General features: G+C 67.3%; 12 protein-coding genes. 4 read left to right on the forward strand and 8 right to left on the reverse strand.

Annotation, left to right across the window (positions count from 1 at the left end; all coding sequences use genetic code 11):
* Nucleotides 1–25: 25 nt before the first annotated feature.
* The 5 genes from M3330_RS04350 to M3330_RS04370 all read right to left on the reverse strand — a co-directional run bounded on the left by M3330_RS04350 (nt 26) and on the right by M3330_RS04370 (nt 6,677).
* A complete protein-coding gene (locus tag M3330_RS04350; protein WP_255027104.1) occupies nt 26–2,575 on the reverse strand; it encodes a phosphoenolpyruvate synthase in 2,550 nt (849 codons plus the stop codon).
* Nucleotides 2,576–2,689: 114 nt separating this feature from the next.
* Entirely contained in the window at nt 2,690–3,745 is a 1,056-nt protein-coding gene (locus M3330_RS04355) for an AAA family ATPase (protein ID WP_255027105.1), read from the reverse strand.
* Nucleotides 3,745–4,374 (reverse strand): nicotinamide riboside transporter PnuC, encoded by a 630-nt coding sequence (gene pnuC, locus M3330_RS04360; RefSeq protein ID WP_064256648.1) that lies wholly within the window; start codon nt 4,372–4,374, stop codon nt 3,745–3,747. The genes M3330_RS04355 and pnuC overlap by 1 nt, the downstream gene beginning before the upstream one ends.
* A gap of 121 nt (nt 4,375–4,495) precedes the next feature.
* Nucleotides 4,496–5,374: a sulfurtransferase gene (locus M3330_RS04365; RefSeq protein WP_112319981.1), complete on the reverse strand. Its 879-nt coding sequence runs from the start codon at nt 5,372–5,374 to the stop codon at nt 4,496–4,498.
* 82 nt (nt 5,375–5,456) lie between these two features.
* Nucleotides 5,457–6,677: an MFS transporter gene (locus M3330_RS04370; RefSeq protein ID WP_006552828.1), complete on the reverse strand. Its 1,221-nt coding sequence runs from the start codon at nt 6,675–6,677 to the stop codon at nt 5,457–5,459.
* An 11-nt stretch (nt 6,678–6,688) separates the two neighbouring features.
* Between M3330_RS04370 and M3330_RS04375 the strand changes: the two genes are divergently transcribed.
* Nucleotides 6,689–7,354 carry a FadR/GntR family transcriptional regulator gene (locus tag M3330_RS04375; RefSeq protein ID WP_255027108.1) on the forward strand — a complete coding sequence of 222 codons (666 nt, stop codon included), beginning with the start codon at nt 6,689–6,691 and terminating at the stop codon, nt 7,352–7,354.
* 9 nt (nt 7,355–7,363) lie between these two features.
* Here the strand turns inward: M3330_RS04375 and M3330_RS04380 are convergent, their stop codons facing one another.
* Nucleotides 7,364–7,723, reverse strand: a complete 360-nt coding sequence (locus tag M3330_RS04380; RefSeq protein ID WP_255027110.1) for a hypothetical protein — start codon at nt 7,721–7,723, stop codon at nt 7,364–7,366.
* Nucleotides 7,724–7,805: 82 nt separating this feature from the next.
* Between M3330_RS04380 and M3330_RS04385 the strand changes: the two genes are divergently transcribed.
* The 3 genes from M3330_RS04385 (at nt 7,806) to M3330_RS04395 (ending at nt 10,012) form a co-directional block, all read left to right on the forward strand.
* Nucleotides 7,806–8,357, forward strand: a complete 552-nt coding sequence (locus tag M3330_RS04385; protein ID WP_060654406.1) for a helix-turn-helix domain-containing protein — start codon at nt 7,806–7,808, stop codon at nt 8,355–8,357.
* Nucleotides 8,358–8,497: 140 nt separating this feature from the next.
* Nucleotides 8,498–8,851 (forward strand): hypothetical protein, encoded by a 354-nt coding sequence (locus M3330_RS04390; protein WP_255027114.1) that lies wholly within the window; start codon nt 8,498–8,500, stop codon nt 8,849–8,851.
* A 171-nt stretch (nt 8,852–9,022) separates the two neighbouring features.
* Entirely contained in the window at nt 9,023–10,012 is a 990-nt protein-coding gene (locus M3330_RS04395) for a rod shape-determining protein (protein ID WP_024103618.1), read from the forward strand.
* 4 nt (nt 10,013–10,016) lie between these two features.
* On the opposite strand, the gene M3330_RS04400 is transcribed toward M3330_RS04395, so the two are convergent.
* The gene (locus tag M3330_RS04400; RefSeq protein WP_255027117.1) at nt 10,017–12,845 is read right to left on the reverse strand and encodes an FtsW/RodA/SpoVE family cell cycle protein; all 2,829 of its coding nucleotides are present in this window, start codon (nt 12,843–12,845) and stop codon (nt 10,017–10,019) included.
* On the reverse strand, nt 12,832–13,932 hold the full coding sequence (locus M3330_RS04405) for a hypothetical protein (protein ID WP_255027119.1): 1,101 nt from the start codon (nt 13,930–13,932) through the stop codon (nt 12,832–12,834). Before M3330_RS04405 ends, M3330_RS04400 begins: the two co-directional genes overlap by 14 nt.
* Nucleotides 13,933–14,212 lie beyond the last annotated feature (280 nt).

The following is a 14,212-nucleotide window of genomic DNA, read 5'->3' on the forward strand; positions in this document are numbered from 1 at the left end:
ACACGTCGCGCTGCCGAGGCGCCGGTCAGGACAGGATCTCGACGTACCCTTCCGTGCCGTGCACGCGGATGCGCTGTCCGTCGCGGATGATGCGGGTGGCGTCCTCCACGCCCACCACGGCCGGCAGCCCGTACTCGCGCGCGATCACCGCGCCGTGGGTCATCACGCCGCCGACCTCCGTCACCAGCGCGCTGACGGTGACGAACGCCGGGGTCCAGCTGGGGTCGGTGAACGCCGTGACCAGGATGTCACCGGGTTCGAGATCGGCCCGGTCCATGTCGGTGACCACGCGGGCGCGGCCCTCCACGACACCGGTGGACACCGCGATACCGGGTAGCGCCCCGTCGGGCAGGCCGTCACGGCTGTACGCACCGGTGAGCGTCTCACCTGTCGACAGCAGCACCCGAGGCGGCGTCAGTGCGGCGAACGTTGCGAACTCCCGCTTCCGCTCTGCAACGAGGTCACCGACCGGTTGTGGCGCGCGCACGACGTCCTCGAGTTCGTCGAACCGCAGGAAGAAGATGTCCTCCTCGTCGTCGATCACCCCGGCTCGGACGAGACGTTCCGCTTCCCGCAACAATGCCTGCTTGTAGACGAAGTAGCGGCCGATCATCCCGTACTTCGGATACTCCCGATATCCCGCGAACGCGCGGACCCGGTCGACGAGCCTCTCGATCTCCCGCTCCTTCTGCTCTCCGTCGGGCAGACCCCGCACACGTTCGAGGAGTTCGCGCTTCTTCTCCTCCGCCTGGCGGCGACCATCGTCGAAACGCTTTGTCGGGGCACCGGTTTCGAAGTTGTCGAGATTGCTCACGATCATCGGGACCAGTATCGTGGGGCGCTCACCCCATCTGGGCCGGGTGATGTCGATTTCCCCGACACACCGCCTGCCGTACTTGTCGAGGAAGTCCTCGAGTGCCGCTCGTACCTGCGATCCGCCCTCACGCGCGCCGAGTTCGCCGAGGAAGCGTGCGTCGTCGAAGCCCTCCTCGTCGACTTGCCGCAGGAACGCCACGACGTCCGGGTACGGGCGTGCGGCATCGGCGACGTCGAGCAGCGCCAACCCCATCTCCGAAGTGACGTTGTAGGGCACCGAGCGCGAGACGACGTCCGCAACGTTCTTCTCCCCCAACCATTTCTGCCCCACCTCGTTGAGACGCTCGGCGGCCTGCATACCGGCGGCGAGCACCTCTCCGACCTCCTTACCGAACAGCGAATCTTGCAGTTCGCGGATGTCGGTGCGGATGAAATCGAGCAGTGCCGAACCGGTTTCGTTCTCGATGCGACGCGCCGATTCGGCGATCGCGGCCTCGTTGCGCGCGACGAGTTCGGGCACGACGGCCGGGTCGATCTCGTCCGGAGCGGGTGGCAGGCCGACCCGCGAGGCGGCAGGGTCATCCGGGCGCGTCGGGACGAATCCTCGATCGAGCACGGTTCGCAGCGCGTCGCCGAAGAGCGGGTCGGACCTGCCGATCATGTCCACGATGCCCGGTCCCTGGGTGGGTGAGGCCAGCATGGGCGTGACGTCGACGAACAGCCGCCCACCCGCGTGTCGCATGGGCGCACGGCTGGTCAACTGCCACAAGGAGATTCCCAACGGTTTCAGCGGATCGGTCATCATCTGCTGATGTCCGACGGACAGGTACACGTGATTGTCGTCGTCGCCGGCCTCCGGGACGGGGAACAGCGTGGTGATCGGTCGACTCTGCACGATGTGGAAGACGCCGTCGGCCAGGCACCATTCGATGTCCTGGGGACGCCCGAAGTGCGCTTCGAGGCGCCTGCCCAACCCGACGAGTTCGACGAGGTGCGTGTCGCTCAGCACCGGTGTCTCCTGCCGTTGCGTCCGGTCCACGACCTCGTCGGCACGCACCGCGTACGCGTCGGCGTTCACCAGGCCCGACACCAGGTCGTCACCGAGCCCGGCGACCGCATCCACGCGGGACACCGTGCGGTCCGAAGTGACGGGATCGGCGGTGAACAGCACACCCGATGCCTGCGGGAACACCATCCTCTGCACGACCACGGCCATGTACACCTTCCGGTGGTCGAAACCGTTGTTCACCCGGTAGGCGACGGCACGCTCGGTGAACAACGAGGCCCAGCACCTGCTCACGTGCCGGAGAACGTCCTCGACACCCCGGATGTCCAGGTAGCTGTCCTGTTGCCCGGCGAACGACACCGTCGGCAGATCCTCGGCGGTCGCGGACGAGCGCACCGCGACGGGCACGTCCTCCCCGAGTTCGCGGACCCGCGCGGCGATCTCCTCCGCGATGTCACCGGGGATCGTGCACTCTTCGATCTCCGTACGGATCTGTGTGCTCAGCGCTGCGATGTCGTCGGGTTCGGCCTTCGCGAGTCGCTCGAGCAGGTCATCGATACGCGGTAGCTCGGAGAGCACCGTTCGATAGGCGTCCGTCGTCACGCAGAACCCGTCGGGCACGTCGACGTCGTCGGCGGACGTATTGCCGCGGAGCGGCACGAGGCGCCACAACTCCCCCAGGCTCGCTCCCTTGCCACCCACGATCGACACCGCCGTGCGGTCGGTCTCCCGAAAATTCTGTATGTAACCCATTCCAGCTCCCCACCTGCGGCTTCAATGCGTGTGGGCGAGTATGAACCCACTTTTCGATCCTCATGAGGGCCAAGGATCCGGTATAACGTGAGAAGGGGAAGACGAATTTCGACGCTACAGCGGCGCGCCGAACTGCGAGCCCAGCCGCAATGCCTGGTCCGCCACCAGTTCCGCCAGGTCGACCCGCTCCTCGAGACTGCCGGTGAGCATCACCCACGAGCGTCCCGTGGCAGTGAGCGCGTCGACGAACCACTCCGTCATCTGCGCGCGGATGTGTTCGCCGTCCCGGATGCCGTCCTGCACGAAGGGAACACCGTTGTGGTCGGTGAGCAAGTACAGCGCTCGCCGGTCGCGGACACCGCGCCACGCCCGTTCACTGCTGCCGAGATAGCGTCGCTCCCACACGGTGGTCGCGAACGCGTCGGTGTCGCAGACGAGCAGCGGAGACCCTTCCCGTGCTGCCTGTTCCTCGAGTCGCGTCTGTTCGACCGCGATGTTCTCGAAATCGTCGCCGGTCCAGATGATGTCGCTCACTTCTCCGGTGCGGAGCTTGTCGTAGGTGACCTGTCGTCCGTATTCCGGCACCCAGCCGGTTCGTTCCCACACACCATCGCGATTTCGGAATCGACGCACCAACTCTCGGCTCACGGTGGTGGTGCCCGTGGATTCGGAGCCGAGGACGACGATGCGGGTCGTGAGGCCGGCACGGGCCGGTGCGTCGAGATCGTCCCAGCGCCCGGCGAGATCATTACGGCAGGCTGTGCCGGAGGCGGGATGCGCGACACGGAGCGGGTCGACGCACACGTGCGTGGCCGAGAAGCGTCGCGCGAGCTCGTCGCCGTACTTCTCGCTGGAGACCACCGCATCGACCGGAACATCGGTGACGGTGCGCGCGGCTGCTTTCATACAGGCGACCTGCGCGGCCCATACGGTGTCCGATTCCAGGTCCATCGGTGCGTCGCACGGAACTCCCGTCACGGTGACCGTCGTGTCGACGGCGTGTGATTCGCGCATCCACGACACGCGGTCACCCAACGGAATCGTCTCTGCTACAGAGGACATGACGACGACGGTGATGCGTTCGGCGATTTCCGCAGCGCGCCGGACGAGGTGATGGTGACCGACGTGAGGTGGATAGAACTTCCCGATGACGAGTGCGTGCCGATACATCACTGCACCTCCACCAGTTGCCGCTCGACCGCCATGGAGCGTCGCCAGGCAACCAGGCCCCGAACGCACAGGAGCAGGAAACCTGCGTACAGCAACGCCGTGAGCGTCAGTCCCTTGTGCAGGTAGAGCGGGATGTAGATCAGGTCGGCGACGATCCAGAGCAGCCACGACTCCCACCGCTTCTTCGCCTGCCCCCACGTCGCGAGCAACGACAGCACGGTGGTGGTCGCGTCCCAGAACGCGACGGTCGAGTTCGTCGCGACCTCCAGCAACGCTGTCAGCCCGATCACCGCAGCGACACCGACGACCGCGAGCACGCTCCACTCGGTCGTGTTCGTGCCCGTCACCGGCAGGGCATCCCCGTCCCTGCCCCGCGCCCAGTTGCTCCAACCCCACACAGCGAGCACGATGTACACGACCTGCAGTCCGGAATCGGCGTAGAGCCCGGCGGTCGCGAAGAGCAGGATCCACACGAGGTTGTTGGCGATCCCGATCGGCCAGTTGAGGATCGACTGCCGTCCCACCAGATACACGCACCACGCGCCGCTGACGAAGCCGAACACTTCGGCCCAGGTGGTGGGCGTACCGAGTGCGGTGAATGCCGTCGAGTTCAGAAATGCGATCATCATCGCCGCCTTTCGCTTGTGGCAGCGATTAGATCATGTTTGCTCTAACTGATGCAACGGTGAAATCGACTTCGGTGTTCTCGACGGCGCTATACGACGTCGAGAACACCGAAGTTTCGGAGGATCAGCGGGGGTCGGGGCCCTCCACGAGCGGCAGGGATTCGTCGGCGGTCCACGCGTTGAGCGAACCGTCGTACACCGCAACGTCCGACCGACCTGCAGCTGCGAGCGCGTGCGCGAGTCCGGAGGCCGCGATGCCGCCGCCACAGTAGGTCACCGGCTTGACGTCCGGATTCAGGGCACCCGCCTTGTCGAAGATCTCGCGCAGTTCCGCCGCCGGCTTCAAGCGTCCGGTCGACGGGTCGACGAGGTCGCCGAAGGGGATGTTGATGCTGCCGGGGATGTGTCCGCGCCGCGGGTAGGAGGGGCTCTCACCGCGGTAGGTCGCAGGATCCAGGGCGTTGATGATCAGCGTGTTCGGGTCGTCGAGCGACGCCGCGATCTCCTCCGTCGACCGCACGAGCTCGGGCCGATGCTGCGAGGTGAAGGTCGCACCGTGCGGGACCACCTGCTCGTCGGAGACCGGATAGCCGGCAGCCTTCCAGGCGGGCAGTCCGCCGTCGAGCACGGCGGCGTCGCCGAAACCTTCGAGCCGCAGCTGCCACCACAGTCGCGCGGCCCAGATGCCGTTCTTCTGGTCGTACAGCACCACGCGGCGTCCCTCACCGATGCCGACCGCACCGGCGGCGGTGGCGAACCGTTCCGACGACGCCGCGGTGAACGGTTGCGGCGCTTCGTGATCGGAGAAGTCCGTGAACAGGTCGGCGTAGACCGCGCCGGGAATGTGCTCTTCCAGGTAGGTCGCCAACCCGGGTTCGATGTGCACGGACCCGTCCGGCGGCGTGCTCAGGTGCACGGTGGCGTCGACGATGACGAGGTCCTCGTCCCCCAACTGCTCGTACAGCCACTCCGCGGAGACGGTGTTCGGCTTCGTGTCGCTCATCGAGGTCCTCCTCTGCTCTCGGAATCTCCTTCCAGTAGAGCAGCCATACGACTTGGGTGGGTTCGTCCCCGCTGAGCGGTGTCTAACCCACCGAGATCGGGCGGGTGTTCCAGCTGTCCTCGACCACCCGCGGCTTGCAGGCCTGATAGGCGCCGGCCACCAGTACCGCGACGGCGACCGTCATGAAGGCGAACGAGGCCGCCCAGCCCGAGGTGAGGTCGTGGAAGACACCGAACAGCAGCGGGCCCAGGCACGCCACGGTGTAGCCGACACCCTGGGTGAATCCCGACAGGGCTGCGGATCCGGCGTGGCTGCGGGAGCGCAGATTGATGAGGGTCAGGGCCATCGGGAACGTGCTCGGCCCGAGTCCGAGCAGCACGATCCACAGGATCGGTGCACTCATCGGCGCGATCCACAGGCCTGCGAAGGCGACGAGGAAGCACGACGCGCACGCCACGACCACGGGGAACGGATTCGTCATCCGCGCGCACAGCGACGGAGCGCCGAATGCGGAGACCAGTCCGAGCAGGGCGAACAGCCCCACCATCGCGCCTCCGAAAGCGGGGCTGGCACCGGCGTCGGCGAGGATGTCCGGGATCCACGTGAACATCGAATAGGTGACGAGCGACGTCATGCCGAACATGCCGACCATCCCCCAACCCACCGGCGACCGCCAGACCCTGCCGTCGACGTTCCGGTCGACGGGAGCCACTTCCCCGGCATCGGCATTCCGATGACGCAGCAGCACCCACACCCACGGAACGGCCGCAGCGAATCCGACGAGCGCCCACACTCCGAGCGAGACGCGCCAGCCGAAGGCGTCGGCGAGAGGAACCGCGACGAAGGCGGGCACGATGGTGCTCAGCTGCACGCCGACGATGTACACCGAGCTGACGAGTGCCAGCGTGTCGGAGAAGTAGCGCTTGACCAGAGGAGGGATGACGACGTTGCCGATGCCCATCCCACCGAGCGCGAGCCCCGACAGGAGCAGCAGCGACCAGGTGTCGGTCATGAGCGCGCGGGTCGCCATGCCCACGCCGGCCATGAGCATGGCGATCAGCGCGGTGCGTTCGAGTCCCCATCGTCGGCCGAGCGCCGGGGTGGCGAGGCCGAAGGCCGCGAACATCGCGGTCGGGATCATGCCGAAGACACCGACGACCGTGGACGAGAAGCCGATCTCCTCACTGATCTGCGCGGCGAGCGGGCTGAACGAGGTGACCGCAACTCTCAGCACGAGGGCCGACATCGCGATCGCACAGAACACCAGCAGCCGGCCACGCAGAAGACTCACACCGGAAATCATAGGATGATGGGATGACTTCGGGAAAACCTGTTCAGCGAACGAACCTGATCGAGCAGGTCACCGAGCAGTTGCGCAGCGAGATCTGCAGCGGTCGCTGGAAGGTCGGTGAGAAGATCCCCACCGAACCGCACCTGTGCGAATTCACCGGCACCGGCCGCAACACCGTCCGCGAAGCCGTGCAGGCCCTCGTCCACACCGGCATGCTCGAACGTCGCCAGGGCTCGGGCACCTACGTCCTCGCGACCTCCGACGTCACCGGCACCCTCGGCAAGTATTTCGCCACGGCCCACGAACGCGATGTGCTCGAACTGCGGCAGGCCCTCGACGTCACCGCCGCCGTCCTGGCCGCGCGCCGGCGCACCCCCGACGACGTGGCCCGGCTCGAACAGTTGCTCGCCGAGCGCAACCGATTGTTCGCCGGATCCGACATCGACGCCGCGGTGGCCGCCGACGTCGCCCTGCACCGCGGCATCGTCGAGGCCAGCCACAACGCGGTGTACCTCGAGTTCTACGACTCGCTGCTTCCGTCGATCCGCCGCACCATCGACCGGCACGTCCGCGTCACGGGCCTGGGTTTCGAACCCGAACACACCACCGTGGTCGCCGCCGTCATCGCCGGCGACGAGGACGCCACCGTGGAGGCGGCGCAGGGGCTCTTCGCGGAACTCACCGACTGACGCCGCCGCTCATCGAACCCCGGCCGAACGCAGGCCGTCCGCGAGGGTGTACGCCTCCGGAGAGCTCAGGAGAAGTTCGTCGAACTCGACGCCCGGGCCGCCCAGCGCGACGCGCAGCACCGGATGGCCTCGCTTCATGACGACCAGGCGTTTGATGCCGCGCGGGTGCCGGAAGGTGCCCACCTTCAAGAAGCCGGAGATCACCATGCCCGATCTGATGCCGAGGATCTCGGACGTCCATCCCGGAAGGACCTCCACGCCGGTGATCGCCGAGATCGGCACCTCCATCGCGGATCGGCGGACCATGAAGGCTTCCCACCGAGAGAAGGACAGGTGGAGGGTTGCGTTGTCGTATGTCGTTTCGGCCATGACGTCGGACCTTCCGTCGACGGTAAACTGACTACAGCACTGAGAACATTATCACGGTGATAACAATGATGGGTAGGTACCGATGGCGAAGACGTCCCCGATCGCGGAAGTCGTGCTGCATCCGGTTCGACTGCGGATCGTGCAGCAACTCGGAGGACGGCAGCTGACCACGAGCGAACTCCGGTCGGCACTACCCGACGTCACCCAGGCCACGCTCTACCGGCACGTCGCAGCATTGATCGACGCCGAGATCGTCACCGTCGTCGACGAACGTCGCGTGCGTGGAACCGTAGAACGCACCCTCGCGCTCGGTGACCGCATGGCACACGTCGGCCACGACGACCTCGCGGCGATGAGCGACGCCGAACTGCGCAATGCCTTCGTCACCTTCCTGGGTGCGCTCGGTGAGAGCTTCGACAAGTTCATCGGGGACGACGATCGGAGCCTGCGGGACTATCTGGGTTTCGGGACCACCCCGCTCTATGTCACGACCGACGATCTCGCGGAGATCCAGAGCAGGCTCGCCGACATCCTCGCCCCGTATCGCACGGATACCGGTGACGACCGAATGCGCATCACCCTGACGACCGCGGTGATACCGGCTCCTCCCAGCACTGCTTCCGAAGAGGGGTAGAGGCCGGCAGAGGAGTAGACCTCAGCGGAACTCGTCGACGTGCGCGTCGGCCCACTGCGCGAAGATCGTCGTGGGCCGGCCGAAGTCGAACCGATGTCGGACGGTTACGCCTTCCCGTACCGTGTCTGCGGGAGGTAGACATGACAGTTGCCGGTACGTTGTTCCGTCTCGCAGGCCCCTTCAACTCCATGGTCATGGCAGCCGCCGGTCTACCCGTCATCGGTAACCGGATCCGCAGCTATGTCGCACCGATCACGTACACGGGTCGAAGATCCGGCAGGACGATCACGTTGCCGATCAGTTACCGACGTTCGGGCGACTCCGTGACGATCGGCGTCGCGATGCCCGACGAGAAGTCCTGGTGGCGCAACTTTCTCGGCGCCGGTGCTCCCATGAGCATCCAACTCGACGACGAGGAACGCACCGGCCACGCCGTCGCGACACGCGACGAACGCGGTCGCGTCGAGGTTGTGCTGCAACTCGATCCCGCCTGATCCGGTCATCCGAGACGAGCGGGGCACTCAGCGGCACAACGCGGCATATCATTCCGGTGAACAACGCGCGTAACAGAATTCGGCGGCGGTAACCTGAGCGGTACACGACATCATCACGATGCCGTTGGACACCATCCGGAAAATTTCGCTGGGATCCTCTCGGAGGCCGACGTGCGTGGATTCGGTATCGATCTCGGAACAGCCAACACCGTAGTCGGAACGCCCGACGAGGGCATAGTGCTCAACGAACCGTCGCTGATGATGGTGCGGACGAAGGAACCGCGCCGAGCGCTCGCGATCGGCAAGGAGGCGAGTGACCTCGTCGACCGCACACCCGGTGGGATCACTCCCGTCCACCCGATACGCGACGGGGTGATCGTGGATCTCGAAACGGCACGGACATTCGTCACGGCCGTGCTCGCCCAGCTCGCGCCCCGACGTCGCTACGGCATCCGGCCCGTGGGCGTCATCGCGGCTCCCGCCGGGGCCACGCCGCTCGAGCGTCGTGCGCTGCTCGAGGTGGGGCACGAGGCCGGTCTGCGGAAGGTCGGATTGATTCCCGAGCCGGTCGCCGGTGCCATCGGGTGCGGGATCGACCCGCTCGAGCCCCGAACCCATCTCGTCGTCGACATCGGCGGCGGCACTGCGGAAGTCACCGCTCTCTGCTACGGCGGTGTCCTGTCGCACCGTAGCTGCCGCATCGCCGGGGACGACCTGACGAGCGCGATCCTCCGGTATCTCCGCGCCGAACACCAGATCATCGTCGGCGAACTCACTGCCGAGCGCGCCAAGGTGGGTGCGCCCGAGACCGCCGACGAACGGTCGCTCGTGGTGGAAGGTCGCGACGCCGCGACCGGCCGCGCGCGTCTGGTGACACTCGAGACCGAAGAGATCATGGATGCGGTCCGGCCCACCACGACGAGCATCGTGCAGACGCTGTCGAGCTGCCTGGACGACCTGCCGCCGCGCGCGATCAGCGACGTGATGGCCGAAGGCATCCTGGCGATCGGCGGCGGATCGATGCTGCGCGGCGTGCCGCAACTGCTCGAGGAGGCCTTCGGCCTGCCGGTGAAGACCGCCGAGCGTCCGCTCACCTGCGTCGCCGAGGGCGCGACCTCGTGCATCGAGCACGCCGACGTGATCGCCGCCTACGCCGCCTGACCTGTCAGGGATTCGGCGTCCGGAGCTGCGCGAGGTAACGCTCGAGCAGACCTTTGACGACCGGTCCCGAGGTGGCCGATCCGAAACCGCCACCGCGCACCAGCGCTGTCACCACGACCTCCGGCGACTCGGCGGGCACGACCGCGGAGAACCAGGCGTTGAGCCCCTTGCCCGGTGCCGAGGGATCCTCTGCCGTGCCGGTCTTGGCGGCGGCCGTGACCGGCAGGCTCGCGAGCTGACCAGCAGTGCCGGCCGAGGCCGACGCCCGCATGCCGGCGCGCACCGGTTCGAGTTTGTCGGCGAACGACAACGGCCGAGGTTGCTCGGTGGGAATCGGGACCGCGTCGCCGGGTCCGTAGGCGGCAGCGAGCTTCGGGGTCACCATCTGACCCGACGCGATACCCGCCGTCCACCGCGCGACCTGGATCGGCGTGGCCGTGACGGTGCCCTGGCCGATACCCATGAGCAGGGTCGAACCCGGATACCAGGCACCTCCGATGCTCTCGACGTTGTCCGGGGTACCGAGGAAGCCTGCGGACTCGGCCGGCAGATCGATCCCCGAGGGGGCACCCGCGCCGAGCTCGGAAGCGATCTGCGCGATGCGGTAGGGACCGAGAAGGTCGGCCAGTTGGTAGAAGTAGACGTTGTCGGACCACTGGATCGCCCCGAGCAGGTTGTTCGGGCCCATCGGCTGCCAATTGGCGAAGGTGTGACCGCCGTAGGTGTAGGCCGCGCCGCCCGCCAGGAAGGCATCCGGGGACAGCACGTCGAACGCCGCGTTCGTCGACGCTGTGACGATCTTGAACGTCGACCCCGGTGGCGCTGCCGTCTGCACCGCATGGTTGAGCATGCGGCCCGGACCCGATGCCGCGGTCTGCGCCGCGATCGCGGCGAGGTCGGCCGGGGGTCCGTAGACGTTGTTGTCGTAGCCGGGAACGCTGGCCAGCGCCAGCACCGCGCCGGTGCGGGCGTCCATCACGACCGCGGCGCCGAGGTCGCCTCCGCTGGTGCGCACCGTCTGGGCGAGCGCGTCGGTCGCGGCCCGCTGCATGCCGACATCGAGATGCAACCGCAGGTCGTGGCCGCGGACCGGATCCACCCGCTCCCCCGTGCCCACCGGACGTCCTGACGGATCGACGTACACGCACTGCTTGCCGTCGACGCCGCGCAGCAACGCGTCGTACTGCCGCTCGAGCCCGGCCTTGCCGACCCGGGATCCGAGCGCGAGGGTCGGCCAGAGTTCCATGTCCTGCTCGTCCGCGATCCCGACGTATCCGAGGAGCGACGCCAGCATCTCCCCGTGCGGGTACTGTCTGCGGCCCGTCGGGTAGACGAGCACCCAGGGCAGCCGAGCGTCCACGATCGCCCGGGCCTGTTCGGGACCGACGCGTCCGAGCACGACCTGGATCTCCCCGCCCGTACTGCTCCGCAGTTCCTCGTCGAGCTTCTCCAGTGGCATGCCGAGGAGCGCCGCGAGTTCGTAGCGCGCCGACGGGGCACCTTCGGCGAACATCCGGGCGACCACCGCGACGGTGTACTCGGCGACGTTCGTCGCGACGGGAACGCCGGTCCGGTCGAGGATCTGACCACGCTCGGCGGGCAGACGGATGCAGCGGAGCATCTGCGTGTCGCTCGTCGCGCGGAACTCGGTGCCGTGCGCGGTCTGCATCTGCCACGCGAAGACCGACATCGCGGCGAGCGAGGCCGTCAGCGTCAGCGCACCCACCGACACTCCGCGCGGCAGACGGCGCTTCTTTGGTTCGGTCACCCACAGCGGCCGGGTCACGCCGTCGCGGCGCACCGCGAGCACCAAGCCGATCGAGACGAACCCGATGATCGAGGCGGTGCCTCCGTAGCTGAAGATCGGGATCGGCATGCCGGTGTGCGGCAACAGCGACAGGCTCTGGGCCACCGACACCACGGTGTGCAGCCCGAACACACCGCCGATACCCGCTGCGACGAGTGCCGCCTCCCGAGTGCGTGCGACGCGGGCGGCGACCACGGAACGCCACACGATGATCACGACGGCCGCCACGACGGCGATGCCGGCCACCAGGCCCCACCCGTACACGAGACTCGCGAAGGCCAGGTCGTGTTCCGACTCGGGGAGGTACTGGGCCCGCAAGTCGTAGTCCGGTTCGCGCCCGAGACCCCACCACCCCGCACTGCCGATCGCGATGTCCGCTTGCCACGCCGCCCAACCCGATCCCTGCGGGTCGGCGTCGTTCGACAGGAAGACGTGGATCCGCTCGAGCTGGTACGGACGCAGGAACAACACGGCCATCGGCAGCGACGCGAGCCCGAGCGCGAACAGCGGGAACAGCGACCGCAATGGGACTCTCGCCAGGATCAGCATGAGCAGCACGGTCGCCACGAGCACCACGGCGGTCGAAAGGTCGGGTTGCAGCGCCACCAGGGCGATCGGCACCGCCGACACGATCAGAACACCGACGAACCTGCCGAGCGTGTACCCACCGGCCAGTATTGCGGCGGGAACCATGACCAGCGCGAGCTTGGCGATCTCGGAGGGCTGCAGGGTGAACACGCCGAGATCCAGCCAGCGTTGAGCGCCCTTGGTCGCGATACCCACCAGCGGCACCGCCGCGAGCAGGACCACCGAGGCGGCGAACAGCGCCCACCCGAAACGGCTCAGAGCGGCGATCCGCATGCGCGACGTCACCCACATCGCACCGAGCCCCACGGCCGCGAGCGCGGCGTGACGCACTGCGAGCGACGACATGCCCGTCGAGATCATGTTGAGCATGCCGAGAGCGACCAGAGCGACGGACGCCGCGACGAGCCAGGGATCGGATGGGTGCCTATCCGCCGTCACGAGAGCCCCCGGGCACACAGGCGGCATTCTCGGTGGGAACGTATATCGGCTCGGACGCGGCCGCCGCGGGGACGGTGGTGACCGCGGCGACGGCGAGTGCCGACCCGGGTGGCAGGTCGACGCTGCCGATGCCGTAGGCCTCCGGGCCTCCCGCCGGCACCGGCAGGGTGATCGCCCCGCCCGGTAGTGTCACGCCCGTACATCGGTCGTAGACGGTCAGATTCCATGTGACCGCACCGATATCCGCCGCGGGGTCGAGCCCGACGTCGACGCGGACGGTGCACGATCGTCCCGGCTCGCACGGACCGTTCGCGAAGCTCGCGGCGACCTGCGTGATCGGTCCGGCGTTCGCGGGAAGACCGGTGTCGACGGGACCCGGCACGCCCGCCTCCGGTGCCGCTTCGGGCACCGGTGGCGGTGGTGAGACCGGATCGATCCGGTCGTCCATCGACGAGTCCACCGGGTCGAGAAGGGTGTGCCAGCCCCGATTCAGCTCCGACCACGCTGCGGGAGCTACCCACGCCAGCCCGACGAGCGCGATGATCGCGACCAGCGCGATGACCGTCCGGCGTCGCGGCAGCCGTCGCTTCTTGCGATGCCACACCGTCCCGGCCGGCGGGCGACGTCGATTCGGGACGAAGGTCCTCTCCTCCGTCACGCGCGGCACGTCTGCCCGTTCCGCCGTACCGTCCACCGGACGAGCATGCCCCTTCACCACCGAGACGAGCGCGGCGATCTGCGATCGTTTCCTTCCTACCTCGGTTTCGTCGAATTCGGTTGCGGCAGCATAACGAACGCGTCTCGCCAGGCCGACGAGATCCGACGACTCGGCGATCGCCGCGTCCACCCTCTCCTCGAGCGCTTCGTTGCGGCAGTTCGTCACGATTCGGCGAAGAAGTCCGGCCGTCGCGTCGCGCACCTCGTCCCAGGAGCCCGCGTTCTTGACGCAGTCGATGGTGAGCTGACCATCCTCGGACACCATCACGGCGTCGCCTCGGAGGCGCATCGGATGGTGGCCCCGGGTGTGCGCGAGTTCGAGTTGATCGACCGTATCGGTGACGAGCAGCGTGGCCTGCGCAGGCGTCAAAGTCGCTACGGCAAGCAGTCTTCCGAGTTCTACGCCGCCCCCTGCGTCGTCGTCCGTCCGTGTGGGCGGGACGGATCGAACCTCGACGGGCTCGTAGTCTCTCGCATGGATTCCCAAGGCTGCTTCGATCATCGCGCATCCCGAAAACGCCAGGCCTCCCGCAAGTGTCAGCCAGACCGGAGCGGGCGGGTGAATTGACCTTGAATTGCCTTTCCCACTTGACGACTCGTTACCGAAATCCATTGTGTGTCATTTGCGCAAGAGTTGCCTCGACTTTCGA

Source organism: Rhodococcus sp. GA1, assembly GCF_024321955.1.
In the GTDB taxonomy this organism is placed as follows: domain Bacteria; phylum Actinomycetota; class Actinomycetes; order Mycobacteriales; family Mycobacteriaceae; genus Rhodococcus; species Rhodococcus pyridinivorans.

Excerpts from the sequence above, each read along its gene's own strand:
- M3330_RS04350 (WP_255027104.1), bottom strand. The coding sequence starts at position 2,575 with ATGGGTTACATACAGAATTTTCGGGAGACCGACCGCACGGCGGTGTCG.
- M3330_RS04355 (WP_255027105.1), bottom strand. The coding sequence starts at position 3,745 with ATGTATCGGCACGCACTCGTCATCGGGAAGTTCTATCCACCTCACGTC.
- pnuC (WP_064256648.1), bottom strand. The coding sequence starts at position 4,374 with ATGATGATCGCATTTCTGAACTCGACGGCATTCACCGCACTCGGTACG.
- M3330_RS04365 (WP_112319981.1), bottom strand. The coding sequence starts at position 5,374 with ATGAGCGACACGAAGCCGAACACCGTCTCCGCGGAGTGGCTGTACGAG.
- M3330_RS04370 (WP_006552828.1), bottom strand. The coding sequence starts at position 6,677 with ATGATTTCCGGTGTGAGTCTTCTGCGTGGCCGGCTGCTGGTGTTCTGT.
- M3330_RS04375 (WP_255027108.1), top strand. The coding sequence starts at position 6,689 with ATGACTTCGGGAAAACCTGTTCAGCGAACGAACCTGATCGAGCAGGTC.
- M3330_RS04380 (WP_255027110.1), bottom strand. The coding sequence starts at position 7,723 with ATGGCCGAAACGACATACGACAACGCAACCCTCCACCTGTCCTTCTCT.
- M3330_RS04385 (WP_060654406.1), top strand. The coding sequence starts at position 7,806 with ATGGCGAAGACGTCCCCGATCGCGGAAGTCGTGCTGCATCCGGTTCGA.
- M3330_RS04390 (WP_255027114.1), top strand. The coding sequence starts at position 8,498 with ATGACAGTTGCCGGTACGTTGTTCCGTCTCGCAGGCCCCTTCAACTCC.